We start from the raw sequence: 25,606 nt of genomic DNA, 5'->3' as shown, positions 1-25,606 counted from the left end.
GGTCATTCCAGTGAGGTGGTCCGATGCCGACGGTGACGTGGGGACGGGTCGACCCGGCGCGCCGGGCCGCCGTGCTGGAGGCCGCCGAGGCGGAGTTCAGCGCGCGCGGCTTCTCGCACGGCAGCCTCAACGTCATCGCCCGGCGGGCCAAGGTCGCCAAGGGCAGTCTGTTCCAGTACTTCGCCGACAAGGCCGACCTGTACGCGTTCGTCGCCGACACCGCCGGTCAGCGGGTGCGGTCCTACATGGAGCGACAGATCGTCGAACTCGACTCCAGCCGGCCGTTCTTCGAGTTCCTCACCGACATGCTCGACGTGTGGGTCGCCTATTTCGCCGACCATCCGCGGGAGCGGGCGCTGCACGCCGCGGCCAGCCTGGAAGTCGACACCGACGCAAGGATCAGCGTGCGGACCGTCATCCACCGGCACTATCTGGAGGTGCTGCGCCCCCTGGTGCGGGAGGCGCGGGACCGCGGCGACCTGCGCGCCGACGCCGACACCGACGCGCTGCTGTCGTTGCTGCTGTTGATCTTTCCGCATCTGGCGCTGGCGCCTTACCTGCGCGGCATCGATCCCATCCTCGGACTCGACGAGCCCACCCCCGAACTACCGGCCCTGGCGGTACGCCGGCTGGTCGCCGTGCTGGCCGCGGCATTCGGCGGCGAGACAACTCGCCATCGGCACCACTCGAAGGAGGCAGTTCCATGACCCGTACCCACTTCGACTCACTGGCGGCGGGCGGACTGAACTGGGACAGTCTGCCGCTCAAGCTGTTCGCCGGTGGCAACGCGAAATTCTGGAATCCCGCCGACATCGACTTCTCCCGCGACCGGCAGGACTGGGAATCGCTGACCGACCGGGAACGCGACTACGCCACCCGGCTGTGCGCGCAGTTCATCGCCGGTGAGGAGTCGGTGACCCAGGACATCCAGCCGTTCATGGCGGCGATGCGCGCCGAGGGCCGGCTCGGTGACGAGATGTATCTGACCCAGTTCGCCTTCGAGGAGGCCAAACACACCCAGGTGTTCCGGATGTGGCTCGACGCGGTCGGAATCACCGAGCAGCTGGACAGCTACCTCGAGCCGCTTCCGACCTATCTGCGGATCTTCAACGAGGAGCTGCCGGAATCGCTCGGAGCGTTGTCGGATGATCCCTCACCGGTGGCACAGGTTCGGGCGGCGGTGACCTACAACCATTTCGTCGAGGGCACGTTGGCGCTGACCGGCTACTACGCCTGGCACCGGATCTGCGTGGAGCGCGGCATATTGCCCGGCATGCAGGCGCTGGTCGGGCACATCGCCGACGACGAGCGACGCCACATGGCCTGGGGCACCTTCACCTGTCGGCGCCACGTCGCCGCCGACGACGCCAACTGGACGGTGTTCGAGGCGCGCATGAACGAGCTCATGCCGCTGTTGGGGAGCTACACCGCCGAGGGTGACGCGATCTACGGCGGCGACACCCCATTCGGCCTGTCCCCCGAAGTGGTGTTCAACTACGCGATGGACAAGGGAATGCGGCGGTTCGGCACGATCAGCAGCGCCCGCGGCCGCCCGGTCGGCGAGATCGACCTGGACTACAGCCCGGTGCAACTGGAGGACACCTTCGCCGATGAGGACAGCAAAATGCTGGCGGCCGCCTCCGCCTGAACCGGTTCAGGCCACCCACACCGTCTTGAGGTTGCAGAACTCGCGAATGCCGTGCCCGGACAACTCCCGGCCGTAGCCTGACCGCTTGATCCCGCCGAACGGCAGCTCCGGGTAGGACACCGTCATCCCGTTGATGAACACCTGCCCGGCTTCGATCTCGTCGGCGAAGCGGCTGATCTCGGCTTCGTCGCGGGTCCAGGCGTTGGATCCCAGCCCGAAGGTGGTGGCATTGGCGATCTCGATGGCCTCGTCGATACCGGCGGCGCGGTAGACCGATGCCACCGGACCGAACACCTCCTCGGTGTACAACGCCATGTCGCGGGTGATGTCGGTGACCACGGTGGGCGGGTAGAACCAGCCCGGGCGGTCGAGTCGCTTCCCGCCGCAACGGATCACCGCACCCGCCGCGGCCGCGGTGTCGACCTGCTGCTCGACCTCGTCGCGGCCCTGCTCGGTGGCCAGCGGCCCGACGTCGGTGTCGGGGTCGGTGGGATCGCCGACCCGCAGCGCCGACATCTGATCGGTGAACTTGGCCACGAAGTCGTCGTAGATGTCGGTGTGGACGATGAACCGCTTGGCCGCGATACAGGATTGGCCGTTGTTCTGTACCCGGGCCTTGACCGCGGTGGTTACCGCGGCTTCCAGATCGGCCGACGGCATCACGATGAAGGGGTCGCTCCCGCCCAGTTCCAGCACGGTGTGTTTGACCTCGTCGCCGGCGATGGCCGCCACCGACCGCCCGGCCGGCTCGCTTCCGGTCAGGGTTGCCGCGGCCACCCGCGGGTCGCGCAGCACTCGCTCGACAGCGCCCGATCCGATCAACAGGGTCTGGAAACAGCCGTCGGGAAAACCGGCGCGCGACAACAGGTCCGCCAGGTACAGCGCGGTCTGCGGCACATTGGAGGCATGTTTGAGCAGGCCGACGTTGCCGGCCATCAGGGCCGGCGCAGCGAACCGCACCGCCTGCCAGAGCGGGAAATTCCACGGCATCACCGCCAGCACCACCCCGAGCGGCTGGTAGCGCGCGAACGCCTTCGACGCGTTGACCGACGAGGCGTCGGCGGGCTCGTCGGCCAACAACGCCGCACTGTGGTCGGCGTAGAACCGGAAGCCCTTGACGCACTTGAGTGCTTCGGCCTTGGCGGAGGCCAGCGTCTTGCCCATCTCGAGGGTCATCATCGCGGCAACCTCGTCGGCTTCGGCCTCCAGCAGGTCGGCGGCCGCGTGCGTCCACCGAGCGCGCTGGGCGAAATCGGTACGACGGTAGTCGGTGAAGCGGGCCGCGGCGCGAGCGATCGCGGCCTCGATCTGCGCCTCGGTGGCTGCGGTGAACGTCTTGACCGTCTCCCCGGTCGCCGGGTTGGTGGTGGCAATTGCGGGCACGCGGGCCTCCTTCGAGCGCTGCGGTGTGGCGTGTGCAGGTCCAGCCTGCCACCCCCGAACCGCGTAGGCTCGCCACGAGCCAGAATCAGTACGTCGACACGGGAGTCACCGGATGCGTTTCAACCCCCCGCCCAACTGGCCGCCTGCGCCGCCCGGCTGGGCGCCGGACGCCAACTGGGCGCCGGATCCGTCGTGGCCGCCCCCGCCGCCGGGTTGGCAGCTGTGGGTCGACGACACGACTCCGGTGCCTTACCCGCCGTACGGGGCGCCGTGGCCGATGCCGATGCCCGAGCACCGGCCGCGCAAAGTGCTGTGGCTTTCGCTGGCCGCGGCCGCAGTGGCCCTCGTGGTGGTCGTCGGGCTGGTGCTGAGCTTCGGCGGTCGCCTCACCGCCGAGGAGAAGCCGTCGCGCAAGCCCGACATCACCGAGCTGACGTCGGACATGCTGGTCGACCGCGCATCCTTCCCGGACCCTTCGGGCGGCAAATGGATCAGCGGGGTCAACGACGCCGGTGACGCTCCTTCGGAGATGCCGAATCTGACCGTCGACCCGCCGGAATGCGCTGACTTTTACTCCAGTCCCACGTCGGCCACCCAGACGGCGACGGCCACGTTGGCCAAGCTGCAACCCGGTGGTCTGCACTCGATGAGGGTGCGCCTGGCGCTGACGCCAGATCGCCCGAACCTCAAGGCCTTTGTGGACAAGTGTCAGTCGTTCCGGCAGACCTTCGAGGCCGGTGGGCGCAGCGTCACCACCGATATTCAGCTCAGCCCGCTCGATGCCGAGGGGGTGCCGCCCTGGGCGGTCGCGACGGTGATCACGAGCTCCAGCAAGGCCGCCATCCGGCTGCCGATCGCGATCACCGCTTCCACGATCTCCGGTTACTACCGCGGGGTGCTCGTCGTCGCCACCAGCAACGACATCGGGTTGCGGACCGGCAACGACGACGCCGACGACGATGCCGCCAACGCCGAGGCACTGGTGAAGCTGTTCAACACCCAGATCGAGAAGCTCGAAGCCGCCCCGTAGGGCCCCGGCAGGCCCAGTGGCCCCATGGCTGGACTGGGTAGACGCGTACGAATCGGATAGCGCCGGCGCTATCGCTGGAGCTTCGTGCCCACTGATATCGCTTCCGATACCCGATTCGAACAGCTCACTATGCCGAGTTGGCGGTGCCAATGGTGCTGTTGGGGCCGAGGTTATCTCGACCACCGCCTACGACCACCGCCGTCGCGACCAGCGCCGCAACCGAGACCAACGCCGCCAGCTGCACCCCCGCGGAATGGCCGGCATAGCCGTCGACCGACCGCCACGGATGCCGGCACAACACCGCACCGGCCACGATCAACCCGCCGGCACTCAACCCGAGCCGGGCCGCATCGAAGGCGCGCCGGCGATGCCGCAGCGCGAACATCAGGGCCAGCGCCGCCCCGAACACCGCGGCTCCGGCGGTCCCGGCGATCAGCACGCCGACCGTCAACGCCGCCACCACCGCCGCCCCGCGGCCGGGTTGCCAGGGCTGCGCCGGTGGACCGGATTCACGCCGTCGGCGCGCCGGCCACCAGGCCAGCAGCGCCAGCAGCGGCAAGAGGGCCAGACCGCCGGCCATCCCCAGGCGATACATCCGGTTGGGCCCGTACGCCAGCGTGAGCGTGCCGTCGGTACCGGCCGGCACCACCCAGCCCTGCTGCCACCCGTTGACCGCCACCGGAACCAGCCGGGTGCCGTCCGCCGTGCGCGCCACCCAGCCGCCGTTGATGCTCTCCGGGACGACCAGCACCCGCGGCGTCGCCGCGCCGGGCACCGTCACCTCCCGACGGGCCGCATCCCAGGTGCCGATGTCGGCGGGTGTTGTCGTGGATCCGGTCAGACTGTGCGCCGCCGTCGGCCCGGACAGCGTCGCGCTGTCGACGACGAACGCCGAACCCGGACTGATCAGCAACTCCTGTTCGCCGGGCGGCAAGGCGATCGGCTGTTTGTCGCAGGGGTGTGCCGGCACCGGTTGGTCATCGAGCAGGGCACCCACGGTGGTCGTGATCGAGGTGTGGACGAATCGGCCGGCGATCGCGATGATCGGGCCGTGGCCGCAGCCCAGGCTGACCCGGCGCGACCGGTTGCGCGACGGGTCGGTGGGGGCGACCGGACGGCCGTCGGCGCCGAGCACGCTGACTTCGGCCAGCCCCGGCGGTTTGAGCTGGTCGAAGCCGATCGCCGTGCGGTCGATCACGTCCTCCCAGTTCAGCAGACTGATGCTGACGGTGTCGGTGACCCGCGGCTGCAGCGCCACGCGCTGGTCGTCGGAGTCGTCCAGTTCCCGGATCTGCGGGCCGGAGCCGAGATCGATGGCCACCATGGTGGGCCGGGCCGGCAGCGGCGACCTGCTGGCGGCGAACTGCAATCCGGTCACCTGGACCGGCCGCGGCAGGGTCAGGGTCAGTGTCGGCGGAGAGCGGTGGGCGACCACCCGCTGCGACGCGGTCCAGGAGGTGCGCGGATCACCGTCTGCGGCGGCGTAGGCCGATCCGAGCACGTCGAGCACGTCGGCGTCGCCATGGGCGCGGGTGGTGCCGGGCTCAGCGATCAGGTCGACCAGATTGGGCCCCTGGCGTGGCCGCACCCAGACCGTCGGGGTCACCGATATCGGCCGCGGCACGTTCAGGGTGCGGCTGAAGGTGGCGGGTTCCTCGGGCTCCAGCATCATCGAGGCCGCGCAGCGGACGGTGTCGGCGGTCGCCGCGCACCCGGTCCGGCCGGGCAGGCCGGCACCCAGATCCCACTGCGCCACGTGTGCGCCCGCCGGCGGGGCCGGCACCAGCGCGGTATGGCGCAGGTCGACCGGATGCGCGAAACCCGAAGCGTCGTACTGGGTGACCGACAAGTCGGTGATACCGAACTGCACGCCGCGCGATCCGTCGTCGGTGCCGGAGGCCGTGATGCGCACCCAGGGCGTCTCACCGTAGGGCAGCGCGGCGGTCAGCGGCTCGCCGGCGCGGTCGAACCGCAGCGTGGTGGTGCCGTTGACGGTCGAGATCTGGATCCTCCGCACCTGCGCGCCGACGGCCGTCGCGCTGGGCGTCACGGTGATGGTGCCGTTGGTCAACGGACGATCGAAGTCCACCTGCAGCCACTGACCGACCGCGGACTGCAAAGCGTTGGACACCCAGGCGGTGCCCGAGTCGCCGTCGATGGCGGCGGCCGGCGACGTCGACGGTGCGACGTCGGGCAGGGTGGTGGCGTCCGAGGAGGAACTCGACGCGGTGAGTCGCCCGCCGACCCAACCGCCGAAGACGGTGGCGGCCCCGGGCGCCGGATAGTCCGGGACCCGGCTGTGGGTGTGGCGGGCGTCGCCGGCGGCCCGGATCGTCGATGAGTGGTCATCGACCCGGCCGTAGTCGGTTTCGCGCGCCAACGGCGTATCGGTGACGGTGACTCCGACATGGCGCGGCGGCCCCAGATCGGCGCGGCGGGCATCAGCGGTCAGCAGCACCGGGCCCAGCACCGGCTCGCCGCGCAACCGACGGTGTTCGTCCAGTCGCAACAGCACCTCCGGGCCCCCGGCGACCCGCGGCATCGCATCGAGCTCGGCCAGATACGGCGCGCCCGGATTGGCGCCGGCGTCGCCGACCCGGTAGATCTCGATCGCCGGATAGGCCGGGCGCAGGCCGCTGTCGGAGACGAATCCCGGCACCGTGCCCGACCCGACCGGCTCGCCGAACTGCGCCACCCGGTGCAATCCCGGAGAGCCGTCGACGGCGCGGTGCACCAGCAGCGGCCGGGCCGACCGCGAGGTGTCGGGGTCCAAGTCGTTACGTACTACCAGATACGAGATGCCTTGGCGGGCAAGGGTGTCGGCCAGTCCAGCTGAGGGGCGGCCGGCGGCGAACAGGCGCTGCACCGAGTCCAGTGCCCGGATGGTCTGCGGTGGGGTCAGCGGAATCGAGTCCCGCACCCCCCACGGACCCGCGTCGAGCACCTGCAGGGGTTCGTCGTGACTGCTGCCCCAGGTCTGGGTGGCGAACGGCGCCCCCGGCGCCACCAGCACCCGTCCCGGAGTAGGGCCGCCATTGTTGTGTTCGTCGAGCCAGGCGGCGGCGTCGCGCCAGTACTGGGGCAGCGCGGAAAACGTCCCCGGCGGGGTGAGCCGGCCGGTCCAGGCCAGCGACGTGCTGACCATCAGCGCCGTCAGGAGCACCAGCCCGACCGCTGCGGCCTTGTGGTGCTCGGGGTGCACGTAAGCGCGCCGCCACACCGGCGCCGGGGCGCTGCCCGGCAGTGGGATGCGGCCCAACAGGTAGGTGAGCCCCAGCACCAGGGGGATCCGGATCACCGACTCGAGCTTGTGCACGTTGCGCAGCGGGGCGCCGGCGCCGTCGAGGAACGCCTGCACCAGAGGCGCCAGCGGCGAACCCAGGCTGCCCGCATAGCCGAGGGCCAGCAGTGTCACCCCGATGAGCAGCATGGCCACCAGCCGCCCGGCGCCGGGAAGCCGCCGGCGCAGCATGCCGGTCAGGCCGGCGAGCCCGCCGGCGGCCACCAGGCAGGTGCCCAGGATCATCACCGGACGGGTGACCAGCGGCGCGCCCGCGGTGGCGTTCGGCGCGACGAACGGCGTCCAGCTGTGCGTGCCGCGCAGCATCTCGGTCAGCGACGTCCACCGGGTCGTCACACCGGCGGATTCGATGAAGTCCAGGAACGGCGGACTGACCCGGCCTAGCAGCACCAGGGCCACCACCCACCACGTCACGGCCAGCGCCAGGGCCAGTAGCCACCAGCCGGTGAAGGACCACCAGCGCCGGGTTGGGCGATGACACAGCCACCAGAGGATCGCCGGGAGGCAGCCCGCCAGCGTTGCGACGGCGTTGACGGCGCCCATCAGGGCGACCGCCACCCCGGCCTGGCCGGCCAGCATTCGCACCGGGCGCGCGGGGGTTTCGGCGCCCAGCGCCCGGATGACGGGCAGCAGCACCCACGGCGCCAGCATCATCGGCAGCGTTTCCGAGGAGATCGAGCCCAGGGTGGTCAACACCCGCGGCGACAGCGCGAAGGCCGCGGCGCCGATCAGCCGCGCCGTCGGAGTTCCGATCCGCAACGTCTCGGCGACCCGCAGCAGGCCCCAGAATCCGACCGTGAGCAGCAGGGCCCACCACAGTCGCTGGATGATCCAGCCGGGCAGCCCCACCAAATCGCCGAGCAGGAAGAAGGCGCCGTGCGGAAACAGGTAACCGTATGCCTGGTTCTGCACCTGGCCGAACGGCAGTTCGCTGCTCCACAGGTTGACGGCGCGGGCCAGAAACCGCAGTGGAGCAGCGGTCAGGTCGAGTTTGGTGTCGGGGGAGATCCGTCCGGGTGCCTGGATGAAGCTGCAGGCCAACGAGAGTGTGCCGACCAGCCACAGCCAGCGCCGGGACAACGGTGTCACATCCTGCGACTCCGCCTGCGAACGGCCGGAAGCCGGCGGCGTCCGCAGGTCAGCCGCGGTTGCCGTATTCCACCCTGTTCAGCACCGAAGACGCCGGGTCGCCTCCGGCGATCTGCGGCTTGGTGTCTTGCTGCACCATCAAGGTGACCCCGAAAACAGCCGCCGCACCGAGCAACACCCCGACGACGATGCTGATGGCCGCCGGCACCACGAATCGAGGCATGCTTTGGTTCCTTCCGCAGTCTCGCGACGTGATCTCGGGGCACCGTCAAACCCCGCTGGCCCCGACCGCCAACCTAGCATGCGGGCCTTGCGTGCCCGGCGGTTCAGCGAGGCTCGACGAGGGAGGGGTGAAGCTGGGACCGCCGCATGAGCCCGGCTTTTCCGGTCGTGACAGCATGGTCCGATGCCTGGATCGCTGACTCGCCACCTGCCCGGCCTGCTGCTGGCGGCCGTGATGCTGCCGGCCCTGGTGACGTCCTGCTCGCGCACCCAGCCCTCCGAACCGTCATCGGAAGCGGAGTCATCTGGCGCCACGACGGCTGCCGCAGCACCGGTCGATCCGGTCTGCGAGCAGCTGGCGGCACTGCCACTCCGCGACAAGTTGGCGCAGCTGGTGATGGTCGGGGTCCGCGATGCAGCCGACGCGCGGGCGGTGGTGACCGATCACCATGTCGGCGGCATCTTCATCGGCAGCTGGACCGAGTTGTCCATCCTGACCGACGGTTCGCTCAAGGAGTTCGCCGGTACCGACGCGCTGCTGCCGCTGGCGGTCAGCGTCGATGAGGAAGGCGGCCGGGTCTCGCGGCTGTCGAAGCTGATCGGGGCCTCGCCGTCGGCGAAGGAACTGGCCGCCACGCGCACCGTCGCGCAGGTACGCGAGCTGGCGGCCGAGCGGGGACGCAAGATGGCCGAGCTGGGCATCACCGTCGACTTCGCGCCCGTGGTCGACGTGGTGGACGCCGGCACCGACGACGAGACGGTGATCGGGGACCGCTCGTTCGGGTCGAATCCGGCCAAGGTCACCGAGTACGCCGGGGCGTACGCCCAGGGGCTGCGTGATGCCGGGCTGTTGCCGGTGCTCAAGCACTTCCCGGGTCACGGCCACGGCTCCGGTGACTCGCACACCGCCGGCGCGGTGGCCACGCCGCCGTTGGCGCAGCTGCAGGACAACGACCTGGTGCCGTACCGCACGCTGGTCACCCAGGAACCGGTGGCTGTGATGCTGGGCCACCTGGAGGTGCCCGGCCTCACCGAGGACCCCGCCAGCCTGAGCCCGGCCGCGGTCACCCTGCTGCGCACCGGCACCGATTATCACGGCCCGGCATTCTCCGGGCTGGTGTTCACCGACGACCTGTCGTCGATGGCCGCCATCACCGAGCACTACGGCGTCGCCGAGGCGGTGCTGCGCAGCCTGCAGGCCGGTGTCGACATCGCGCTGTGGGTCACCACCGACGAGGTACCGGCGGTGCTGGACCGGCTGGAACAGGCGGTGGCCGCCGGCGAACTGAAGCAGGAGTCCATCGACGCCTCGCTGGCGCGGGTCGCCGCGGTCAAAAAGCCCGGGACCCACTGCCAACGGTGATCTCGCCGCCGCGACCGATCGTTGAAGTTACTCTTCGGTAAGATCGGGCGTCGGGCAGAATGCGGAAGGATTCCGAGTCGATGGCAGCTGGCAGTAAGCGGTTACCACGCGCCGTGCGGGAACAGCAGATGCTCGACGCCGCGGTGCAGATGTTCTCGATCAACGGCTACCACGAGACCTCGATGGACTCGATCGCGGCGGCCGCGCAGATCTCCAAGCCGATGCTGTATCTGTACTACGGCTCCAAGGAGGAGCTGTTCGGGGCGTGTCTGGACCGCGAGCTGCAGCGCTTCGTCGAGGCGGTGCGCACCGCTATCGACTTCCAGCAACCCCCGAAAGACCTGCTACGGAACGCGGTTCGGTCGTTCCTGCACTACATCGACGCCAACCGGGCGTCGTGGATCGTGATGTATGCCCAGGCCACCAGTTCGCAGGCGTTCGCTCATACCGTGCGCGAGGGTCGCGAGCGGATCGTGGAGCTGGTCGGCCGGCTGTTGCGCGCCGGGACCCGCAACCCCGAGCCCGGCGTCGACTTCGAGCTGATGGCGGTGGCGCTGGTGGGCGCCGGCGAGGCGATCGCCAGCCGGGTCAGCACCGGCGACACCGACGTCGACGAGGCGGGCCAGCTGATGATCGACCTATTCTGGCGCGGCCTCAAAGAGGCTCCGGGCGGACGCGAGGGCGTCGAGAGCGCCGCGGCGGGCTAGAGCGCCCGCACCGCGCCGGTCAGATACGGATAGCCCTTGGCGACGTTGCGCAGCGCCAGATCCCAGCCGCCCTCGACCCGGTCGACATAGAGACCCGGGCTGGCCGGCAGCAGCATCGGCTTGCCGAACTTCACCGAGTACTCCGCCGCGTCCGGCAGGGCCCCTTCGATGTTGGCCAGAACCGCTGCCGCGGAGAACATTCCGTGGGCGATCGCGGTCGGGAAGCCGAACAGCTTGGCGCCGATCGAACTGGTGTGGATGGGGTTGTGGTCGCCACCGGCCGAGGCGTAGCGCCGGATCTGGCCCGGCGTGACCCGCAGCACCGCATTGGGCGGGCCCAACTTGGGCTGTTTGGCCGGGGGCGGCTTCGGCTCGTCGGACAGGCTGGTGCGCTGCTGGTGCAGGAACGTCGTCACCTGATGCCAGGCCGGGTCGTTTCCGACGTTGATGTCGGTGACGATGTCGACCAGCAAACCCTTGCGATGCTCGCGCAGGTTCTCCGCGTGCACACTGAACCCGACGGTGTCGGTGACAGTGATCGGGCGGTGCCGGACGATCCGGTTCTCGGTGTGCACCGAACCCATTGCGGCGAACGGGAAATCGAAGCCGGTGGCCAGCTCCATCACTGTCGGGAAGGTCAAAGCGAACGGGTAGGTCAGCGGCACCTGATCTCCGTAGCGCAGTCCGGTCACCGCGGCGTATTCGGCGACGTGGCCGGGGTCGATGGCCAGCTCGTCGACCTGCAGCGTGCGGTCCGGCACGGTGCCGGCGCGCGGCACGAATGGCAGCGCCCCGGCGACCGCCCGCAACATGTTCCTGGTGCCACTTGGTTGAGTCATGTCATGCCCCCAGCATGGCCTGGCCGCAGACCCGGATCGTGTTGCCGGTCACGGCGTTCGACGCCGGGCTGGCGAAATAGCCGATCAGCTCGGCGACGTCGACGGGCTGGCCGCCCTGGAACAGTGAGTTGAGCCGGCGGCCGACCTCGCGGGTGGCCAGCGGGATCGCCGCGGTCATCTCGGTCTCGATAAAGCCGGGAGCGACGGCGTTGATCGTGATGCCCTTGGGCGCCAGCACCGGCGCCAGCGCGTCGGTCAGCCCGATCATGCCGGCCTTGGTGGCCGCATAGTTCGTCTGGCCGCGGTTGCCGGCGATGCCGGCCATCGACGACAGGCCGATCACCCGGCCGCCGTCGCCGATGCTGCCATTGGCCACCAGTCCCTCGGTAAGCCGTTGCGGGGCAAGCAGGTTGACCGCCAGCACTGAGTTCCACCGGGCGTCGTCCATGTTGGCCAGCAGCTTGTCACGGGTGATGCCGGCGTTGTTGACCAGGATGTCGGCCTTGCCGCCATAGTGCTCTTTGAGATGGGCGGTGATCTGATCGACCGCGTCGTCGGCGGTGACGTCCAGGGCCAGCGCGGTGCCGCCCACCCGGGCGGCCGTCTTCTCCAGCGCTTCGGCCGCCTGCGGCACGTCGATCGCCACCACCTTGGCACCGTCGCGGGCGAACACCTCGGCGATGGTGGCTCCGATGCCGCGCGCGGCGCCGGTGATGACGGCCACCTTGCCCTCCAGTGGGCGGTCCCAGTCGGCGGGCGCGGTGGCGTCGTCGGCGCCGACGTAGAACACCTGGCCGTCGACGTAAGCCGAGCGGGCCGACAAGATGAACCGCATAGTCGATTCCAGACCGGTGGCCCCGGGCTTGGCGTCCGGCGACAGGTACACCAGCTGCGCGGTGGCGCCGCGCTGCAGCTCCTTGCCCAGCGAGCGGGTGAAGCCCTCCAGCGCTCGCTGGGCGATCCGCTCGTCGACGCCGTCGATCTGATCCGGGGTGGTGCCGACCACGACGAGCCGGCCGCAACGGCCCACGTTGCGCAGCAGCGGGGTGAAGAACTCGTGCAGCCCGGTCAGCCCGGCCGGCGAGGTGATGCCGGTGGCGTCGAAGACCAGCCCGCCGAACGAGTCGGCCCACCGGCCGCCGAGGTTGTCGCCGACGACCTCGTAGTCGCCGGCGAGTGCGGCGCGCAGCGGCTCCGCAACCCGGCCTTCGCCGCCGATCAGCAGCGGTCCGGCCAGCGGCGGCTCGCCGACCCGGTAGCGGCGCAGCGTCTCGGCTTGCGGAACGCCGAGTTGCTTGGACAGGAACGACCCGGGGCCGGAGTTCATGATCTGGGACAACAGGTCCGAGGGAAGCTTGGGGGCCACTTGAGTTGCCTTCCGTGTGGGGACGTGTGCCTGGTGCAGGCGACGGTGTCGACAACGAACTTACTCCAGAGTAAGAATACTGGGTAGTATTAGTCCAACCGCCCCGGCAGTGCGGGGCGCCCCAGTAGACGGAGAGATCGTGGCATCTGGATCTGCTGCTAAGCCCACACCCGCCGACACCGGCGCGCGACGTCGCGTCGCCGTCCTCGGTGGCAATCGCATCCCCTTCGCACGCTCCGACGGCGCCTACGCCAGCGCGTCCAACCAGGATATGTTCACCGCGGCGCTCGGCGGCCTGGTCGACCGGTTCGGGCTGGCCGGCGAGAAGCTGGACGCGGTGATCGGCGGCGCGGTGCTCAAGCACAGCCGTGACTTCAACCTGATCCGGGAATGCGTGCTCGGCTCGGCGCTGTCGCCTTACACGCCCGCCTTCGACCTGCAGCAGGCCTGCGGCACCGGCCTGCAGGCGGCGATCTGCGCAGCCGACGGTATCGCCGCCGGTCGCTACGAGGTGGCCGCCGCGGGCGGGGTGGACACCACCTCCGACGCGCCCCTGGAGGTCGGCAACGAACTGCGCCGCACCCTGCTGGCATTGCGTCGGTCCAAGTCGAACATGCAGCGGCTCAAGCTGATCGGCAAGCTGCCGGCCACCCTGGGGGTGGAGATCCCGGCCAACAAAGAGAACCGCACCGGTCTTTCCATGGGCGAGCACCAGGCGATCACCACCAAGAAGATGGGGATCAAGCGGGTCGACCAGGACCAGCTGGCCGCCGCAAGCCACCGCAACATGGCCGCCGCCTACGATCGCGGCTTCTTCGACGACCTGGTCACCCCGTTCCAGGGCCTCTACCGCGACAACAACCTGCGGCCCGAGTCGAGCCCCGAGAAGCTGGCCACCCTCAAGCCGGTGTTCGGCGCCAAGGCCGGCGACGCCACCATGACCGCGGGCAACTCCACGCCGCTGACCGACGGCGCGTCGACGGTGCTGCTGGCCAGCGAGGAGTGGGCGGCCGCGCACAAGCTGACCCCGCTGGCCTACTTCGTCGACTCCGAGACCGCCGCCGTCGACTACGTCAACGGGCCCGACGGGCTGCTGATGGCCCCGACCTACGCGGTGCCGCGGCTGTTGGCCCGCAACGGTCTGGCCCTGCAGGACTTCGACTTCTACGAGATCCACGAGGCGTTCGCCTCGACGGTGCTGTGCCACCTGGCGGCGTGGGAGTCCGAGGAATACTGCAAGGAGCGGCTGGGACTGGACGCCGCGCTGGGCGCCATCGACCGATCCAAGCTCAACGTCAACGGCTCGTCGCTGGCCTCCGGGCACCCGTTCGCGGCCACCGGCGGGCGGATCGTGGCGCAGGCGGCCAAGCAGATCGCCGAAGCCAAGGCCGCCAAGAAGAACAAGCCGGTGCGTGCGCTGATCTCGATCTGCGCCGCCGGGGGCCAAGGCGTGGCCGCGATTCTGGAGGCGTAGCCCACGTTTGTGCCGGGTCACCCCGGGGTAGTCCACAGCACGGCGTGCTCCGTGTGGTCGTCTGCCCCCAGCGTCAGCGCGGAGCAGCCTGGACTTGGCTCGCCGCTGGACTGAGGGGATCCAGCGGCGGCCAACGTCTCCGGTTAGCCTCGCCGGCTTCGGGCCGCTCCGATTGCGGCGTCCCACAGCAGCAACGCGGAGGCCTTCAACTGCGCCGGCTTGGCCAGATCCCGGGCCATCAACGCGGTCGCCGCCGCTTTGGTCTTCGCCGACGCCTTGGACAGATGACCGGAGTCGAACGGCGGTTGCGGGTCGTATTCCATTGACAACTGGATGACCTTCGCGCGGTCCTCGCCACCGATCCGCCCGGCCAGCCACAACCCGAGGTCGATGCCGGCCGAGACCCCGGCGCAGGTGACGATGTCACCGGAGTGCACGATGCGTTCGTCACCGACCGGGGTGACGCCGAACGCCTTCAGCGCGGGAAGCGCCAGCCAATGTGAGGTGGCCCGCTTACCGGCCAGCAGCCCGGCGGCGGCCAGGATGATCGACCCCGAGCACACCGACGCCGTCCAGGCCGCCGTCGTATGGGCTTGCCGCACCCACGCCAACAGTTTCTCGTCGCGGGCGTGCTCGGTCGTGGTCATGCCGCCGGGCACCACAATGACGTCGGGAGAAGGGGTTTCGTCGAAGGAGTGGGTGGCTCCGACGATGAGCACACCGGAATCGGCGGTGATCGGGCCGGGCTCATGCCAGACGAACCGTACCTGGGCGTCGGGCAGCCAGCGCAGTACCTCGTAGGGGCCGATGAAATCCAGGGCGGTGAAGCCGGGATAGAGCACGATTGCGATTTGCATGGGTTGTCCTTCCGGTGTCAGGCGAACGTCTTGCGGTAGTGGTCGGGGGAGATGCCGAGCCGACGGATAAAGGTGCGGCGCAAGGTTTCCGCGGTGCCAAAGCCGCAGCGGCCGGCGATCACGACGACGGTGTCGTCGGTCTCTTCGAGCTGTCGGCGCGCAGCCTCGGTACGCACCCGCTCCACGTAGGCGCCCGGCGCGAGCCCGACCTCGTCGGTGAAAACCCGGGTGAAGTGCCGGGGACTCATCGCGGCACGGGCGGCCAGGTCGTAGATCCGGTGCGGGCCAGCGGGTTCGGACTCGATGAGTTGTTGCACGTCGCGGATCGGCGCGCGGCGCGCCCTCGGTAGCCAGACCGGGGCCGCGAACTGGGTCTGCCCGCCCGGCCGGCGCAGGTACAGCACCAACCAGCGGGCCACGGTCTGGGCCACCTCGGTGCCGTGATCGTCTTCGACCAGCGCCAGCGCCAGGTCGATTCCGGAGGTGACACCCGCTGCGGTCCACACCGATTCCGAGCTCCGCAGGAAGATCGGCTCCGGGTCGACGTTGACCGCCGGAAACTCCCGGGCCAGTGCGTCGGCGAACGCCCAGTGCGTGGTGGCTCGGCACCCGTCGAGCAGCCCCGCCGATGCGGCCAGAAAAGCCCCGGTGCACACGCTGATCACCCGTCGGCTGTGCGCCGAGGCGATGCGGATCCACTCCAGCACGTCCGGGTCGGCCCGAGCTGCATCCACACCGCTGCCGCCGGGCAGCACCACCGCGTCGACGGCATCGGTGGGGTCGGGCAGCGCGCTCGTCGCCAGCACCAGTCCGCTGCTGGTGGCGATCGGCTCGCCTCCGGCGCTGGCCACCGTGACGTCGTACCCGTCCTCGCCGCGGCCGGCGCCCAGCAGGGCCAGCGATGCCCCGGCGAACACCTCCGACGGCCCGAACACATCCAGCGCCTGGATGCCGGGATAGCCCAAGATGACGACCTTGTGTGTCACACCCCCAGTGTCAGCCGCCGACCCCGGTGGCGTCTACGCCATACATCCCACTAATCAGGACACGCGCTTTCTCGCCCGTCTGGGCGCGCCAATGGCAACAGGCCCCCGGGGGATCGCCCCGGAGGCCTGCGCGGTCTGTGGTGTTGTCAGCGCTTAGAAAGCCGCTTCGTCGAGCTCCATGATGTCGTTGTCGATGGCGTCGATCACCGAGCGGGTGCTGGTCAGCAGCGGCAGGAAGTTCTTGGTGAAGAACGACGCCACCGCGATCTTGCCCTCGTAGAAGGCCCGGTCAGCGCCTTGGAGAGTGCTGTCTCCGGCGTCCAGGGCTTGCACGGCCACCGCGGCCTGGCGGGTCAGCAACCAGCCGATCATCAGGTCGCCCACGCTCATCAGGAAGCGCACCGAGCCCAGGCCGACCTTGTAGATGCTGGAGATGTCTTCCTGCGCGGCCATCAGGTAGCCGGTCAGCGTCGCCGCCATGCCCTGCACGTCGGCCAGCGCGGTGGCCAGCAGCTCCCGCTCCGCCTTGAGCCGGCCGTTGCCGGACTCGTTGGCGATGAACACCTCGATCTCGCCCGCGACGTGGGCCAGCGCCTGGCCCTTGTCCCGGATGATCTTGCGGAAGAAGAAGTCCTGCGCCTGAATCGCCGTGGTGCCCTCGTAGAGCGAGTCGATCTTGGCGTCGCGGATGTACTGCTCGATCGGGTAGTCCTGCAGGAAGCCCGAGCCGCCCAGGGTCTGCAGGCTCTCGGTGAGCTTGGCGTACGCCTGCTCGGAGCCGACGCCCTTGACGATCGGCAGCATCAGGTCGTTGACCTTGACCGCCAGCTCGGCGTCCACCCCGTGCAGGGCCTCTGCCACCGCGGCGTCCTGGTAGGTGGCGGTGTAGATGTACAGCGCGCGCAGACCCTCGGCGTAGGCCTTCTGGGTCATCAGCGACCGGCGGACGTCCGGGTGGTGGGTGATCGTCACCCGCGGCGCGGCCTTGTCGGTCATCTGGGTCAGGTCGGCGCCCTGCACCCGCTCCTTGGCGTACTCCAGGGCGTTGAGGTAACCGGTGGACAGGGTGGCGATGGCCTTGGTGCCCACCATCATCCGGGCCTGCTCGATCACGTCGAACATCTGCGCGATGCCGTTGTGCACCTCGCCGACCAGCCAGCCCTTGGCCGGCACCCCGTGCTGTCCGAAGGTCAGCTCACAGGTCGCCGAGACCTTCAGGCCCATCTTGTGCTCGACGTTGGTGACGAACACGCCGTTGCGCTCGCCGAGCTCGCCGGTCTCGAAGTCGAACAGGAACTTCGGCACGAAGAACAGGGACAGGCCCTTGGTGCCCGGCTTGGCGCCCTCGGGGCGGGCCAGCACCAGGTGGAAGATGTTCTCGAACAGGTCGTCGGAGTCAGCAGAGGTGATGAACCGCTTGACGCCGTCGATGTGCCAGGAGCCGTCCTCCTGCTGGACGGCCTTGGTGCGGCCGGCGCCCACGTCCGAGCCGGCGTCCGGCTCGGTGAGCACCATGGTCGAGCCCCAGCCCCGCTCGGCGGCGATGACGGCCCACTTCTTCTGCTCTTCGGTGGCCACGTGGTAGAAGATGTTGGCGAAACCGGTGCCGCCGGCGTACATCCACACCGCCGGGTTGGCGCCGAGGATGTGCTCGTGCAGCGCCCACATCAGCGCCTTGGGCATCGGCATGCCGCCGAGCTCGTCGACGACGCCGACCTTGTCCCAGCCGCCTTCCAGAGTGGCACGCACCGACTTCTTGAACGCCTCGGGAAGGGTCACCGTGTGGGTGGCCGGGTCGAACACCGGCGGGTTGCGGTCGCCCTCGACGAACGAGTCAGCAATCGGGCCTTCGGCCAGGCGGACCATCTCGCCGAGCATCTCGGTAGTGGTGTCGACGTCCAGGTCGGAATATTCGCCCTGGCCGAAGACCCGGTCCAAGCCGAATACCTCGAACAGGTTGAAGAGCTGGTCACGGACATTGCTCTTGTAGTGGCTCACTACTTCCTCCTCATGGAATGCCACCTGCGGTTGGGTACTAGGCTTAAGTTACCCACCAGTAACGTGCCCTGAAATATACCCCCTGGCGGCCACAGTGCAAGCCAGTGTGAGCTACATCGTCAAAGTAACTAACCAACCAGTTGGTCTCACCAGGTCAGCGGCGGGAACGCACCGCTCCCCCCGGGGTGGCGGCGCGGCGGGTAGGGTTCTTCAGCGACCCGATCCGACGAGGTGAACGAGTTTCCGGTGAATGCCCAGGTGAGTTCCGCGAGCAATCTGAGCCCGTCGTCGCTGCGGGAGGCGTTCGGCCATTTCCCGTCCGGCGTGGTGGCTGTTGCGGCCGAGGTCGACGGCGTGCGGGTCGGGCTGGCGGCCAGCACCTTCGTGCCGGTGTCGCTGGAGCCGCCGCTGGTGTCGTTCTGCGTGCAGAACACCTCCACGACGTGGCCCAAGCTCAAGGACGCGCCCCGGCTGGGCATCAGTGTGCTCGGCGAGGCTCATGACATCGCGGCGCGCACCCTGGCCGCCAAGACCGGTGACCGCTTCGCCGGGCTGGAGACGGTGAGCAACGACGGTGCGGTGTTCATCAAGGGCACCGGGGTGTGGCTGGGCAGCTCAGTTGAGCAGTTGGTTCCCGCCGGGGACCACACCATCGTGGTGCTGCGGGTCTGCGACGTGACGGTGGATCCGGAGGTCGCGCCGATCGTGTTTCACCGCAGCGGGTTCCGTCGGCTCGGAGGCTAGACCATTTAGAACGGTGGTGGATCGGCGTCGCCGGCGGCTTCGCCGAAGATGCGATGCCCGGCGCGGATGTGTTGCTATGGGCAGATGGCGACTCTCAGTAGCGACCCCGGGCAGTTGCGGTCCACGGCCGAGACGCTGGTGGCCGAGGCGGCGGAGTTCGTGCAGCGGCGCCGCGCCGAGGTGTTCGGTGCGGAAGGGGCCGGCTCGGCCCACGACCTGGTCCAAACCAAAAGCACTCCGACCGATCCGGTGACGGTGGTCGACACCGAGACCGAGCGCTTCATCCGCGACCGGCTGACGCAGCTGCGGCCCGGCGATGCGGTGCTCGGAGAAGAAGGCGGCGGCTCCGGCGACGTCTCGGGACGAGAACCCGGCGCCGTCACCTGGGTGGTCGACCCGATCGACGGGACCGTCAACTTCATGTATGACGTGCCCGCCTACGCCGTGTCGGTGGCCGCCCAGATCGGTGGGACCTCGGTGGCCGGCGCGGTCGCCGACGTGGCCGGTGACCGGATCTACTCGGCGGCCAGCGGGCTGGGCGCCCAGGTCACCGACCGGGCCGGCACCGCCGCGCTGCGCTGCAACGACGTCTCCGAGCTGTCCGTGGCCCTGCTGGGTACCGGGTTCGGGTATTCGCGCGGGCGCCGAGCAGTGCAGGCCCAGTTGCTGGCGCGACTGCTGCCGATGGTGCGCGACGTGCGTCGGATCGGATCAGCGGCGCTGGACCTGTGCATGGTGGCTGCCGGGCGCCTCGACGTCTATTACGAGCACGGGATCAAACCGTGGGACTACGCGGCGGGTTCGTTGATCGCGGCGGAGGCGGGTGCGCGGGTGGTGCTGCCCGGCCCGGAGATCGACAGCGCGGACCCGATCATCGCCGCGGCACCCGGTATCGCCGACGAATTCATCGCAACGCTGCGGCGCGAGGGCGGTCTCGGGCCGATTTCGCAGTAGCAGTGACGCCACTTGAATTGTGGCTGAATTCACCGTGACTCGGTAAATGTCGCGTATCACGCTTTGACCTAACCAGGAGGAGCTGCGCCGGTTCCACGCCCAGCACCGCATCGTCACCGAGGCGCACAGCCCGCTGGGCTTCGGCGAACGGCACATCATCGTTCGGGTGATCGACAACCCGACGGTGAAGGCGATCGGGGCCAAGCACGACCGGTCACCCCGGGCTGCGCCAACGCCCAGGCCAACGCGAGCTGGCTCAGCGTGACACCTAGGTCTGACGCCAGGGATCGAAGTCCCGCAACGACTTTCAGGTTGCGAGCGAAGTCGGCACCGCTGAAGATTCCGCTTCGGGCCCGCCAGTCGTCGGCGGCGAGACTGCTGTCGGAGGTGATGGCCCCGGTCAGCAGGACGTGCGCCAGCGCACCGTAGACCAGCACGCCGACGTCGTGTTCCCGACAGTAGGGGAACAAGGTGTCCTGCAGTCCGCGGCGCAACATGTTGAACGGCGGCTGGACGGTTTCCACCGGCAACGTGGCCGAGAACTCCGCGATCTGCTCGGCGTCCTAATTCGACACCCCGACGTGGCGGATCTTTCCGGTCGCCACCAAATCGGCCAGCGCGCCGGCGGTTTCGGCAGCCGGCACGGCCGGGTCGGGCCAGTGCACCTGATAGAGGTCGATGCGATCGAGGCCCAGCGCGGCCAGGCTGGTGTCGACGTCGTGACGAAGCCATTCGGGCCGTGCGTCGCGGACCGGTCCGTCGTCGGTCTCGCGCAAGCCGCCCTTGGTGGCGATCAGCACCTCGTCGCGGGCGTGGTCCAGGTCGTGGCGCAGCGCGGTGCCGAGAATGCGCTCGGCCGTTCCGAACCCGTACTCGTGGGCGGTGTCGAAGAAGTTGAACCCAACTCCCGGGCCCGACGGACGATCGCGATCGCCTCGTCCTCGTCGACGCCGCCCCACGCCCCGCTGAACTCCCAGGTGCCCAGCGCCAAGCGTGAGACTCCGAGGCCGCTTCGACCCAGCGTGGTCGTCTGCACGGCTCAGTCGGGCTTGCGGCGGAAGATCTTTCGGCCGAGCCAGACGACCGGGTCGTAGCGGTTCCCGGCCACCCGCTCCTTCATCGGAATGATGGCGTTGTCGGTGATCGTGATGTGCTCCGGGCAGACCTCGGTGCAGCACTTGGTGATGTTGCACAGCCCCAGGCCGGCCTCGTCCTGGGCGAAGTCGCGGCGGTCGGCGGTATCCAGCGGGTGCATTTCCAACTCCGCCAGCCGGATGAACATCCGCGGCCCGGCGAACCGCGGCTTGTTCTCCTCGTGGTCGCGGATGACGTGGCAGACGTTCTGGCACAGGAAGCACTCGATGCACTTGCGGAATTCCTGGGAGCGTTCCACGTCCTTCTGCTGCATCCGGTACTCGCCGGGCTTGAGATCCGCCGGCGGCTTGAACGCCGGCATCTCGCGGGCCTTCTCGTAGTTGTAGGACACATCGGTGACCAGATCCCGAATCACCGGGAAGGTCCGCACCGGGGTGACGGTGATGGTCTGGTCGGGGTCGAACGTCGACATCCGCGTCATGCACAGCAGTCGCGGGTAGCCGTTGATCTCGGCCGAACACGACCCGCACTTGCCGGCCTTGCAGTTCCAGCGCACCGCCAGGTCGGGGGTCTGGGTCGCCTGCAGCCGGTGGATGACGTCGAGCACCACCTCGCCTTCGTTGACCTCGATTTCGAAGTCCTGCAGCTCACCGCCGTCGACGTCACCGCGCCAGACCCGCAGCTGGGCGTTGTATGTCATTACGCTCTCCGTCCCGGGTGTTGGGCCAGCTCTTCGTCGGTGTAGTACTTCTCCAGCTCGGAGATCTCGAACAGTTCCAGCAGGTCCTCGCGCATCCCGGACCGGGTCTCGGGGGTGATGGTGATGTCAGGAACCTCGCTCTCGTCCGAGGCCCGGCAGACCAGCAGCGTCTTACGCCAGTTGGCGTCCATGCCGGGGTGGTCGTCGCGGGTATGCCCGCCGCGACTCTCGGTGCGTTGCAGCGCCGCCTTGGCCACGCACTCGCTGACCAGCAGCATGTTGCGCAGGTCGACGGCCAGATGCCAGCCGGGGTTGTAGTGCCGGCCGCCGTCGACGGCGATGGCCGCGAACCGGGCTTTGAACTCCTCGAGCCGGGAGAGCGCCTGCTCGAGCTCGGCGGCGTTGCGGATGATGCCGACCAGGTCGTTCATCGACTGCTGCAAGTCGGCGTGCAGGGTGTACGGGTTCTCCGCGGCCCCGCCGCTACGGTCCAACGGCGCCAGCGCCAGCTTGGCTGCGGCGTCCAGCGCCGCCGGCGCCACGGCCGGCCTACTGTCCAGCTTCTGCACGTATTCCGCGGCGCCCAGGCCGGCGCGGCGGCCGAAGACCAACAGGTCCGACAGGGAGTTGCCGCCCAGCCGGTTGGATCCGTGCATTCCGCCGGAGCATTCACCGGCGGCGAACAGTCCGGGAACCACCGAAGCGCCGGTATCCGGGTCGACCTCGATGCCGCCCATCACGTAGTGACAGGTGGGGCCGACTTCCATTGCGTCCTTGGTGATGTCGACCTCGGCGAGCTGCATGAACTGGTGGTACATCGAGGGCAGCCGGCGCTTGATCTCCTCAGATGTCAGGCGCGAGGCGATGTCGAGGAACACCCCGCCGTGCGGCGAACCGCGCCCGGCCTTGACTTCGGAGTTGATGGCGCGGGCCACCTCGTCGCGGGGCAGCAGGTCGGGCGTGCGCCGGGCCGAGTCGTTGTCCTTGAGCCACTGGTCGGCCTCTTGCTCGGTCTCGGCGTACTGGCCTTTGAACACCGGCGGGATGTAGTTGAACATGAACCGGGTCCCGTCGGAGTTCTTGAGCACCCCGCCGTCGCCGCGCACGCCCTCGGTGACCAGAATCCCTTTCACGCTGGGGGGCCAGACCATCCCGGTCGGGTGGAATTGGACGAACTCCATGTTGATCAGCGTCGCGCCGGCCCGTAGCGCCAAGGCGTGCCCGTCGCCGGTGTATTCCCAGGAGTTCGAGGTCACCTTGAACGACTTGCCGATGCCTCCGGTGGCCAGCACCACCGCCGGCGCCTCGAACAAGACGAACTTGCCGCTTTCCCGCCAATAGCCGAACGCGCCCGAGATGGCGCCGCTGGCCTCATCTTTGAGCAATTCGGTGATGGTGCACTCGTGGAAGATCTTGATCTTGGCTTCGTAGTCACCGAATTCCGCGTGGTCGTCCTGTTGCAGCGAGACCACCTTTTGCTGCATGGTGCGGATCATCTCCAGACCGGTGCGGTCGCCGACGTGGGCCAGCCGCGGGTAGGTGTGACCACCGAAGTTGCGCTGGCTGATCTTTCCCTCTTTGGTGCGGTCGAACAACGCGCCGTAGGTCTCCAGCTCCCAGACCCGCTCCGGCGCCTCCCGGGCGTGCAGCTCGGCCATTCGCCAGTTGTTCAGGAATTTTCCGCCGCGCATGGTGTCCCGGAAGTGCACCTGCCAGTTGTCCTTGGCGTTGACGTTGCCCATCGACGCGGCGCAGCCGCCTTCGGCCATCACGGTGTGCGCCTTGCCGAACAACGACTTGCACACCACCGCCACGCTCAGACCCTGCTCGCGGGCTTCGATCACCGCGCGCAGGCCAGCGCCGCCGGCACCGATCACGACCACGTCGTAGGAGTGCCGTTCGACTTCATCCATGAATTCTCGCTTACCCTTCGTGTGATTGCGGCACTCAGCCGATGAATCGGAAGTCGGTGATGACGCCGCTGGAGACCATCCAGACGTAGAAGTCGGTGAATGCCAGGGTGGCCAGCGTGATCCAGGCGAACTGCATGTGCCGGCCGTTGAACCAGCTGATCTTCGTCCAGAACCAATAGCGCACCGGGTGTTTGGAGAAGTGATTCAGGCGGCCGCCGAAGATGTGCCGGCAGGAATGGCAGCCGCCGGTGTAGGCCCACAGCATCGCCACGTTGACCAGCAGCACGATGTTGCCCACGCCGAAGCCGAATCCGCCCGCGCCGTTATTGGCGTGCACCGAATAAAACGCCATGATCGCGTCGTAAGTGTTCAACGCCGTGATCGCGAGCGCGGCGTAGAAGAAATAGCGGTGGCTGTTCTGCAGGATTAGCGGGAAGCGGGTTTCGCCGGTGTAGCCAGCGCGCGGCTCGGGGACGGCGCAGGCCGTCGGTGACTGCCAGTAGGCGCGGTAGTAGGCCTTGCGGTAGTAGTAGCAGGTCAGTCGGAAGGCGAGCAGGAATGGCAGCACCAGCATGCCCATCGGGACCCACCACGGCGCCGCAAACGGGAGCCACACCCCCAGGTGACTGGAGCCGGGCGCGCACGACTCCCAGATACACGGCGAGTAGAACGGCGTCAGGTAGTGGTAGTCGGACACCCAGTACCCGCTGCCCCAGAACGCCCGGACGGTTGCGTAGATGACCCAGGCGGTGAGGCCCAGGTTCACCCGCAGCGGCGACAACCACCAGCGGTCGGTACGCAGGGTGCGATTCGCGATTCGTGCGCGAGTCGCCGAGAAGACGCCGGTGCCGGGACGGTTCACGGCGGGTGCGCTCATCTAGGGGTTCCCTTCGGCTGGATTCGTCGGAGGGCGCCCCTGTGAAGCAGCACCCAATGGTGTCAGTACCTGCCTTGGCCGCCGACGCCCTCGTCGTCGACGTCACGCCAGAATTCGCTGTCGTACTCGGTGTCGGGGATGGTGATCTTGTCCTGGGCGCGTTCGGCGGCCCAGCGCTGCAGGTCGAGTTCGCCGGCGTCGGATTCGAGGAGTTCGACGTCGGTGAGGATTCGCTCGGCGTCCAGTTCGATGCGGCGCATCCCGGGTATGTCGCCGAACCGGGATTTCAGCCCCAGCACGCAACGCCGCAGGTCCCCGATCAGGGCGTGAAGTTCGGCGAGTTCACTAGTGCCAGACACCGGTGCCTCCTCAGGTGTTACGGATCACAGTACGTTCACCCGATGCTAGTCATATCCGGAACGGAACGTGAGACAGATCACGTTGCGATGGTTGCGTGTTCGCCGCACGAAAAACCCCCACACACGGTGTGTGCGGGGGTTTTCCGGGCCTTCGCCGATTACCGGCCTACTTCGTGATGGCGATCCGTCGCGGCTCGCTGCCCGCGTAGACGCCGGCTACCCGGAGGGTCAGCACACCGGCGTCATAGGACGCGGTGACGGCGTCGCCGGTGACATGCGCCGGGACCGCGAACGAGCGGCGGAAGGCGCCGTAGCGCACCTCGCGCAGCGTGCGCTTGGTCTTGGCGTCGGTCTCGGCGTGCTCATCGCGACGTTCGCCGCGGACGACCAGCCGGCCGCCGTCGAGTTCGACCGTCACGTCCTTGTCCACGTCGATGCCGGGCAGCTCCAGCCGGACCACCGCGTCGTCGCCGTCTTTGGTGATCTCGGCGGCCGGGCTGAACCCGCTCGGTGCCCGCCAGTCGCTGGCCGTCGCCGGGCCGAAGAAGTCGCGTACCCACCGGTCGGTGTCGAAGGGGTGTTGCCACAGGGTCAGGGTGCTCATGGTGTCGCTACCTTTCTTGAAGATCGATCGCTGCGTACCGGTCGGTCGCCGGCCCGTCACCAGGTGGAACTTGAGTCGACCACGCTAAAGTTCCGTG

At 68.7% G+C, this 25,606-nt stretch carries 21 protein-coding genes and 1 pseudogene; 8 read left to right on the top strand and 14 right to left on the bottom strand.

Features of this window, described 5'->3' with window-relative positions:
- The first annotated feature begins 23 nt into the window (after positions 1-23).
- Positions 24-707 (top strand): TetR/AcrR family transcriptional regulator, encoded by a 684-nt coding sequence (locus tag A5771_RS21220; RefSeq protein WP_064857150.1) that lies wholly within the window; start codon positions 24-26, stop codon positions 705-707.
- Positions 704-1,648 carry a R2-like ligand-binding oxidase gene (locus A5771_RS21215; protein ID WP_064857149.1) on the top strand — a complete coding sequence of 315 codons (945 nt, stop codon included), beginning with the start codon at positions 704-706 and terminating at the stop codon, positions 1,646-1,648. The genes A5771_RS21220 and A5771_RS21215 overlap by 4 nt, the downstream gene beginning before the upstream one ends.
- Positions 1,649-1,654: 6 nt before the next feature.
- On the opposite strand, the gene A5771_RS21210 is transcribed toward A5771_RS21215, so the two are convergent.
- Positions 1,655-3,031 carry an NADP-dependent succinic semialdehyde dehydrogenase gene (locus A5771_RS21210; protein WP_064857148.1) on the bottom strand — a complete coding sequence of 459 codons (1,377 nt, stop codon included), beginning with the start codon at positions 3,029-3,031 and terminating at the stop codon, positions 1,655-1,657.
- A gap of 112 nt (positions 3,032-3,143) precedes the next feature.
- Between A5771_RS21210 and A5771_RS21205 the strand changes: the two genes are divergently transcribed.
- Positions 3,144-4,061 carry a hypothetical protein gene (locus A5771_RS21205; RefSeq protein WP_064857147.1) on the top strand — a complete coding sequence of 306 codons (918 nt, stop codon included), beginning with the start codon at positions 3,144-3,146 and terminating at the stop codon, positions 4,059-4,061.
- Positions 4,062-4,188: 127 nt separating this feature from the next.
- Here A5771_RS21205 and A5771_RS21200 read toward each other — a convergent pair whose 3' ends face one another.
- Both A5771_RS21200 and A5771_RS21195 read right to left on the bottom strand, forming a co-directional pair.
- Positions 4,189-8,451 (bottom strand): alpha-(1->3)-arabinofuranosyltransferase, encoded by a 4,263-nt coding sequence (locus A5771_RS21200; RefSeq protein WP_109401236.1) that lies wholly within the window; start codon positions 8,449-8,451, stop codon positions 4,189-4,191.
- Positions 8,452-8,500: 49 nt separating this feature from the next.
- The gene (locus tag A5771_RS21195) at positions 8,501-8,674 is read right to left on the bottom strand and encodes a DUF2613 domain-containing protein (protein WP_019738802.1); all 174 of its coding nucleotides are present in this window, start codon (positions 8,672-8,674) and stop codon (positions 8,501-8,503) included.
- 183 nt (positions 8,675-8,857) lie between these two features.
- Here A5771_RS21195 and A5771_RS21190 point away from each other — a divergent pair, with 183 nt between their 5' ends.
- Complete coding sequence (locus A5771_RS21190) at positions 8,858-10,036, top strand: glycoside hydrolase family 3 N-terminal domain-containing protein (RefSeq protein ID WP_109401235.1); 1,179 nt, start codon at positions 8,858-8,860, stop codon at positions 10,034-10,036.
- Positions 10,037-10,116: 80 nt separating this feature from the next.
- A complete protein-coding gene (locus tag A5771_RS21185; protein ID WP_064857181.1) occupies positions 10,117-10,743 on the top strand; it encodes a TetR/AcrR family transcriptional regulator in 627 nt (208 codons plus the stop codon).
- On the opposite strand, the gene A5771_RS21180 is transcribed toward A5771_RS21185, so the two are convergent.
- Together A5771_RS21180 and A5771_RS21175 are read right to left on the bottom strand one after the other, a co-directional pair.
- Complete coding sequence (locus tag A5771_RS21180; protein WP_064857146.1) at positions 10,740-11,582, bottom strand: MaoC/PaaZ C-terminal domain-containing protein; 843 nt, start codon at positions 11,580-11,582, stop codon at positions 10,740-10,742. The genes A5771_RS21185 and A5771_RS21180 overlap by 4 nt on opposite strands.
- A gap of 1 nt (position 11,583) precedes the next feature.
- Positions 11,584-12,948 carry a 3-oxoacyl-ACP reductase gene (locus A5771_RS21175; RefSeq protein ID WP_064857145.1) on the bottom strand — a complete coding sequence of 455 codons (1,365 nt, stop codon included), beginning with the start codon at positions 12,946-12,948 and terminating at the stop codon, positions 11,584-11,586.
- A gap of 139 nt (positions 12,949-13,087) precedes the next feature.
- On the opposite strand from A5771_RS21175, the gene A5771_RS21170 reads away from it, so the two are divergent.
- Positions 13,088-14,422 (top strand): acetyl-CoA C-acetyltransferase, encoded by a 1,335-nt coding sequence (locus tag A5771_RS21170; protein ID WP_064857144.1) that lies wholly within the window; start codon positions 13,088-13,090, stop codon positions 14,420-14,422.
- Positions 14,423-14,565: 143 nt separating this feature from the next.
- On the opposite strand, the gene A5771_RS21165 is transcribed toward A5771_RS21170, so the two are convergent.
- The 3 genes from A5771_RS21165 to A5771_RS21155 all read right to left on the bottom strand — a co-directional run bounded on the left by A5771_RS21165 (position 14,566) and on the right by A5771_RS21155 (position 18,263).
- Complete coding sequence (locus tag A5771_RS21165; RefSeq protein ID WP_064857143.1) at positions 14,566-15,279, bottom strand: DJ-1/PfpI family protein; 714 nt, start codon at positions 15,277-15,279, stop codon at positions 14,566-14,568.
- Between the two features lie 17 nt (positions 15,280-15,296).
- Complete coding sequence (locus A5771_RS21160; protein ID WP_064857142.1) at positions 15,297-16,265, bottom strand: GlxA family transcriptional regulator; 969 nt, start codon at positions 16,263-16,265, stop codon at positions 15,297-15,299.
- Between the two features lie 153 nt (positions 16,266-16,418).
- Complete coding sequence (locus tag A5771_RS21155) at positions 16,419-18,263, bottom strand: acyl-CoA dehydrogenase (protein ID WP_064857141.1); 1,845 nt, start codon at positions 18,261-18,263, stop codon at positions 16,419-16,421.
- Between the two features lie 258 nt (positions 18,264-18,521).
- Here A5771_RS21155 and A5771_RS21150 point away from each other — a divergent pair, with 258 nt between their 5' ends.
- Complete coding sequence (locus A5771_RS21150) at positions 18,522-19,007, top strand: flavin reductase family protein (RefSeq protein ID WP_064857180.1); 486 nt, start codon at positions 18,522-18,524, stop codon at positions 19,005-19,007.
- A gap of 84 nt (positions 19,008-19,091) precedes the next feature.
- A complete protein-coding gene (locus tag A5771_RS21145) occupies positions 19,092-19,961 on the top strand; it encodes an inositol monophosphatase family protein (RefSeq protein ID WP_064857179.1) in 870 nt (289 codons plus the stop codon).
- Between the two features lie 215 nt (positions 19,962-20,176).
- Here A5771_RS21145 and A5771_RS22355 read toward each other — a convergent pair.
- The 6 genes and pseudogenes from A5771_RS22355 to A5771_RS21110 form a co-directional block, all read right to left on the bottom strand.
- Positions 20,177-20,997 (bottom strand): annotated as a pseudogene (locus A5771_RS22355) (aldo/keto reductase); the annotation flags it as partial.
- A 3-nt stretch (positions 20,998-21,000) separates the two neighbouring features.
- Complete coding sequence (locus tag A5771_RS21130; protein ID WP_064857138.1) at positions 21,001-21,756, bottom strand: succinate dehydrogenase/fumarate reductase iron-sulfur subunit; 756 nt, start codon at positions 21,754-21,756, stop codon at positions 21,001-21,003.
- On the bottom strand, positions 21,756-23,669 hold the full coding sequence (locus tag A5771_RS21125) for a fumarate reductase/succinate dehydrogenase flavoprotein subunit (protein ID WP_064857137.1): 1,914 nt from the start codon (positions 23,667-23,669) through the stop codon (positions 21,756-21,758). Before A5771_RS21125 ends, A5771_RS21130 begins: the two co-directional genes overlap by 1 nt.
- A 34-nt stretch (positions 23,670-23,703) precedes the next feature.
- A complete protein-coding gene (locus A5771_RS21120) occupies positions 23,704-24,546 on the bottom strand; it encodes a hypothetical protein (RefSeq protein WP_064857136.1) in 843 nt (280 codons plus the stop codon).
- A gap of 62 nt (positions 24,547-24,608) precedes the next feature.
- On the bottom strand, positions 24,609-24,905 hold the full coding sequence (locus A5771_RS21115) for a hypothetical protein (protein ID WP_064857135.1): 297 nt from the start codon (positions 24,903-24,905) through the stop codon (positions 24,609-24,611).
- Positions 24,906-25,071: 166 nt separating this feature from the next.
- Positions 25,072-25,509 (bottom strand): Hsp20/alpha crystallin family protein, encoded by a 438-nt coding sequence (locus tag A5771_RS21110; RefSeq protein WP_064857178.1) that lies wholly within the window; start codon positions 25,507-25,509, stop codon positions 25,072-25,074.
- Positions 25,510-25,606 lie beyond the last annotated feature (97 nt).

This window comes from Mycolicibacter sinensis (assembly GCF_001667375.1).
Lineage (GTDB): Bacteria > Actinomycetota > Actinomycetes > Mycobacteriales > Mycobacteriaceae > Mycobacterium > Mycobacterium sinense_A.
This window is presented reverse-complemented; position numbering and strand designations above follow the sequence as displayed.

What these genes read in the sequence shown, in the direction of transcription:
- A5771_RS21220 (WP_064857150.1), top strand. Translation starts at nt 24, where the DNA reads ATGCCGACGGTGACGTGGGGACGGGTCGACCCGGCGCGCCGGGCCGCC.
- A5771_RS21215 (WP_064857149.1), top strand. Translation starts at nt 704, where the DNA reads ATGACCCGTACCCACTTCGACTCACTGGCGGCGGGCGGACTGAACTGG.
- A5771_RS21205 (WP_064857147.1), top strand. Translation starts at nt 3,144, where the DNA reads ATGCGTTTCAACCCCCCGCCCAACTGGCCGCCTGCGCCGCCCGGCTGG.
- A5771_RS21195 (WP_019738802.1), bottom strand. Translation starts at nt 8,674, where the DNA reads ATGCCTCGATTCGTGGTGCCGGCGGCCATCAGCATCGTCGTCGGGGTG.
- A5771_RS21190 (WP_109401235.1), top strand. Translation starts at nt 8,858, where the DNA reads ATGCCTGGATCGCTGACTCGCCACCTGCCCGGCCTGCTGCTGGCGGCC.
- A5771_RS21185 (WP_064857181.1), top strand. Translation starts at nt 10,117, where the DNA reads ATGGCAGCTGGCAGTAAGCGGTTACCACGCGCCGTGCGGGAACAGCAG.
- A5771_RS21180 (WP_064857146.1), bottom strand. Translation starts at nt 11,582, where the DNA reads ATGACTCAACCAAGTGGCACCAGGAACATGTTGCGGGCGGTCGCCGGG.
- A5771_RS21165 (WP_064857143.1), bottom strand. Translation starts at nt 15,279, where the DNA reads ATGCAAATCGCAATCGTGCTCTATCCCGGCTTCACCGCCCTGGATTTC.
- A5771_RS21145 (WP_064857179.1), top strand. Translation starts at nt 19,092, where the DNA reads ATGGCGACTCTCAGTAGCGACCCCGGGCAGTTGCGGTCCACGGCCGAG.
- A5771_RS21130 (WP_064857138.1), bottom strand. Translation starts at nt 21,756, where the DNA reads ATGACATACAACGCCCAGCTGCGGGTCTGGCGCGGTGACGTCGACGGC.
- A5771_RS21125 (WP_064857137.1), bottom strand. Translation starts at nt 23,669, where the DNA reads ATGGATGAAGTCGAACGGCACTCCTACGACGTGGTCGTGATCGGTGCC.
- A5771_RS21120 (WP_064857136.1), bottom strand. Translation starts at nt 24,546, where the DNA reads ATGAGCGCACCCGCCGTGAACCGTCCCGGCACCGGCGTCTTCTCGGCG.
- A5771_RS21110 (WP_064857178.1), bottom strand. Translation starts at nt 25,509, where the DNA reads ATGAGCACCCTGACCCTGTGGCAACACCCCTTCGACACCGACCGGTGG.